General features: G+C 50.4%; 4 protein-coding genes. 3 read left to right on the top strand and 1 reads right to left on the bottom strand.

Going from position 1 to position 2,512, the window contains the following annotated elements:
- The coding region (locus B2067_RS10250) for a flavin-containing monooxygenase (RefSeq protein ID WP_301388368.1) at window positions 1-437 on the bottom strand (437 nt) is incomplete at its 3' end.
- 192 nt (window positions 438-629) lie between these two features.
- On the opposite strand from B2067_RS10250, the gene B2067_RS10245 reads away from it, so the two are divergent.
- The 3 genes from B2067_RS10245 to groEL form a co-directional block, all read left to right on the top strand.
- Window positions 630-1,109, top strand: a complete 480-nt coding sequence (locus B2067_RS10245) for an FxsA family protein (protein WP_301388366.1) — start codon at window positions 630-632, stop codon at window positions 1,107-1,109.
- A 192-nt stretch (window positions 1,110-1,301) separates the two neighbouring features.
- Entirely contained in the window at window positions 1,302-1,595 is a 294-nt protein-coding gene (locus B2067_RS10240) for a co-chaperone GroES (protein ID WP_068438427.1), read from the top strand.
- Window positions 1,596-1,646: 51 nt separating this feature from the next.
- On the top strand, window positions 1,647-2,512 hold an 866-nt coding region (gene groEL, locus B2067_RS10235), incomplete at its 3' end, for a chaperonin GroEL (RefSeq protein WP_301388364.1).

Raw genomic sequence — 2,512 nt, 5'->3', positions numbered from 1 at the left:
TCATCGTAATCGTAATAACCGGTACAACCGACCAGGTACTTGGCCGTATAGGTACGTGTTTCGCCGTCAACGTCCGAGGTTACAGTCCAGAGTTTTTCACGGCTGTTCCAGTCAGCGTTCTTAACCTTGTGTTTAAAGCGGATTTTCTCGTCGACTTTATTTTCAGTTGCAGCATCACGGATGTACTGGCGGATGTCACCGCCGTCGGCGATGCCCTTATCGCTGGTCCACGGTTTAAAGCGGTAGCCCAGGGTAAACATATCGGAATCAGAGCGGATTCCAGGGTAGCGGAACAGATCCCAGGTGCCGCCAATGGCGTCGCGGGCTTCCAGAATGGCAAATGACTTATCAGGGCACTTTTTTGTCAGGTGACAAGCTACCCCAATTCCGGAGAGTCCCGCGCCTGCAATCAATACGTCGAAATGTTCAGTTGCCATTTTTTTACTCCAATTATTATCTGACGCGGGCACTATCCGTTGTGTAGGTATCAAATAGTAGGGCAAAAGAAGACAAATTACGGGCAATCGTGACACTTATGGGCCATCCCCGGACTTGTGCTCCAGTACCGCTGGGGTTGTATTCAGAAGATTGGCCCCCATTTCAGATAGCAAAGCTTACGGGAGTTATACGTGCCTTTACTCTTTCTCTTTATTCTTGTTCCTATGGCCGAATTGGCCGTCCTGATCAAAGTTGGCAGTGCCATCGGCATACTGTGGACTTTTGCTCTGATCCTTCTCACCGCTCTGGTCGGTGTCACATTATTGCGTGCTCAAGGGCTCGCCACATTGATGCGTGCCAGTGAGCGTATGCAGCAGGGTAGCCTGCCGGCGCAGGAATTGGCTGAAGGTTTCTTATTAGCTCTTGCCGGTGCACTTCTGTTGACTCCCGGATTCATTACCGATGCCTTTGGCTTCAGTCTTCTGCTTCCCGGTGTGCGTGGAGTGATGGCGCAGTCGATCATGAAGCGATTCAAACCTCAGGTAATGAATCCATTCGAGCAGCCCGGCACTCAGGAGCCGTTCAATCAGCGTCACCAATCACAACGACCTCAGAAGGATGGCCGGGTTGGTGGTGATGTGATTGAGGGAGACTATAAACGCGAAGACTGAAACGCGAAAACTGAAGCGTGAAGATCGAAAAGCGACAAGAGTAAAAAATTTCATTTTGGGGTGTTGAAAACCAGATCACCACCCCAATAAAGAAAACCACACAGATTTTGGGGCCGCCTGATCAGCGAGCACGCTGACAGCGGGGTTTCATAACACGCAACTTATTTGCATATACATTGGAGAGAACTTCAAATGAAAATCCGTCCTTTACACGATCGCGTCGTAGTTCGTCGCAAGGAAGAAGAGCAAACCACTGCTGGTGGCATCCTGCTGCCGGGCGCTGCGGCTGAGAAGCCGAATCAGGGTGAAGTGGTAGCCGTCGGTAATGGCCGAGTTCTGGATAACGGTGATGTGCAGGCTCTGGCTGTAAACGTAGGGGATATCGTTGTGTTTGGTAAGTATTCAGGTTCCAACACAATCACTGTAGACGGCGAAGAACTGCTGATTCTCAACGAAAGCGAAATCTACGGTGTAATCGAAGACTAATTGTTATCCGTCTTCTGATACTTCAACTCAACGAATTTTAAGGAAACTACCATGGCAGCAAAAGAAGTTAAGTTTGGTAATGACGCCCGTTCAAAAATGCTCGACGGCGTAAATATTCTGGCTGACGCAGTAAAAGTAACACTGGGTCCTAAAGGCCGTAACGTCGTTCTGGATAAGGCTTTTGGTGGCCCGACCATTACAAAAGACGGCGTATCTGTAGCACGTGAGATCGAACTGGAAGATAAGTTCGAAAACATGGGTGCCCAGATGGTAAAAGAGGTTGCTTCGCAAGCGAACGATCAGGCGGGTGACGGTACAACCACCGCGACCGTACTGGCGCAGGCGATTGTTAACGAAGGTCTGAAAGCGGTTGCTGCTGGCATGAACCCAATGGACCTGAAGCGCGGTATCGACAAGGCGACTGCTGCGGTTGTTGAAGCGCTGAAAGCTCAGGCAAAACCATGCGAAGACAGCAAAGCCATCGCTCAGGTAGGTACTATCTCAGCAAACTCTGACGAGACCGTAGGTCGCATCATCGCCGAAGCGATGGAAAAAGTCGGCAAAGAAGGTGTTATCACAGTAGAAGAAGGCAAAGGCCTGACTGATGAGCTGGACGTTGTAGAAGGCATGCAGTTCGACCGCGGCTACCTGTCTCCGTATTTCATCAACAACCAGGAAAAAATGGTTGCTGAGCTGGAGAACCCTTTGCTGCTGCTGGTCGACAAAAAGATCGACAATCTGCAGGAGCTGATTCCGGTTCTCGAAAATGTGGCTAAATCTGGACGTCCGCTGCTGATCATTGCAGAAGACGTTGAAGGTCAGGCGCTGGCGACTCTGGTTGTGAACAACCTGCGCGGCACCTTCAAAGTGGCTGCAGTGAAAGCACCAGGCTTCGGTGATCGCCGTAAAGCCATGCT

The sequence above is a fragment of the Thalassolituus sp. UBA2590 genome (assembly GCF_002339775.1).
Taxonomy (GTDB): domain Bacteria; phylum Pseudomonadota; class Gammaproteobacteria; order Pseudomonadales; family Oceanobacteraceae; genus Thalassolituus.
The sequence above is the reverse complement of the archived record's forward strand: the minus strand, read 5'-3'. Positions and strand labels throughout refer to the sequence as shown.

Excerpts from the sequence above, each read along its gene's own strand:
- B2067_RS10240 (WP_068438427.1), top strand. The coding sequence starts at position 1,302 with ATGAAAATCCGTCCTTTACACGATCGCGTCGTAGTTCGTCGCAAGGAA.